Source organism: Psychrobacter sp. 1U2, assembly GCF_051847575.1.
Window position 1 is genome coordinate 1 of sequence record NZ_JBPYDC010000297.1, and the last position, 1,242, is coordinate 1,242.

A 1,242-nucleotide genomic window follows, 5' to 3' on the forward strand; every position below is an offset into this window, starting at 1 on the left:
TACCCATCGCATCCAGCACTTCTTGAGTCTCAATCACGCGCCCTTTGCTAGTGACGCCTGTCCGTAGTAGGGCAGACGAGCAGGGCTTGCCTTTCACCCACATTGATTGTTCCACGTAAATCCAGCGCTCATCAATAGCAGCGACGTGCGTCTTAATCGTGACCTTATCAAAAGCGCGAATGCGTTTGCGATATTGTACGGTGCTGCCAGCTACAACTAGCCCCCAGCGCTTATGCAGTAATTGTTTACCAAGGCCAGTACGAATGGCAAAATCAGTACGTCCCAAATCGAACAACGTCAGTACGCGACCATTATTCATCTCTAAAAAATTATCAATGTCCGTCAAGCTACAACGAATCTCAATCTCGCTGGTATCTGCTAAGTCTAGTTGATCGCCTTTTTTGTTAGCGATGACAGCCTTAGTGATAGATTTAGCATAACGAAAAAATGGATACATAACAGACTCTCAATAATTTAAGGATTAGGGTTATGATTTATTAGATTATTATTCATTGGAAGCATTGTTAGGTGAAGCGTTTTCAGGTGAAACATTATCAAGTGAAATATCGTTAGACGGAATGCCAATTGAGTGAAAAAAAGCGCTAACGGTTTCAGGTATCCAATTGATATCGAATTTTGAGGTCTTGGTTTTTTTACCATTCTTTTTCGATTGCTTAGAGCTTGATTTCACCGTGTCAGTCTGTTTGCTAGCTGAGCGATAACGCAGATAACCAATATGTCCACCATGCTCGGTATCAAGGATAGTGACGCTATCAGAGACATCGCCTTGAGTGGCGGTAAAGCCAATAAAGGGATCATCTTTGGCACTAATCAGCAGTAGCGGATGGGTAACATTTATTAAGTAGGGTAGAGCTGATGAGGAGTGGTAATAGTCGTTTTTGGAGCGATAGCCATGACGCGGCGCGGTAAAGATATTATCAAAGTCACTGATACGATTGACCGACTTGATAGAGGCAATTTCCTCTACGGTGATATCATTTGCCAGTGCTTTCTTGATAATTGGATTGAGTAAATACGGCGTATAAATACGATGACTCAAGAAACTATGCATACTTAGAGCAGCTGACGACATATCGACAGGAGCGGAGATGACCACGGCACCCTCGCATAGCGCTTCATCACCATATTCACCCATGTATTTTGCCAGCGCATTACCGCCTAGCGAGACGCCTACCGCATAGATATGGGCATATTGCTCACGTAAATTCTGCAGCATGTGAT

2 protein-coding genes are annotated in these 1,242 nt (G+C 43.6%); both read right to left on the bottom strand.

Annotated features, from left to right (window positions below; genetic code table 11):
* The coding region (locus ACS8FD_RS15305) for an acyl-CoA thioesterase (RefSeq protein ID WP_439276476.1) at positions 1–457 on the bottom strand (457 nt) is incomplete at its 3' end.
* 48 nt (positions 458–505) lie between these two features.
* Positions 506–1,242: YheT family hydrolase (locus ACS8FD_RS15310; RefSeq protein ID WP_439276477.1), on the bottom strand; the 737-nt coding region annotated here is incomplete at its 5' end.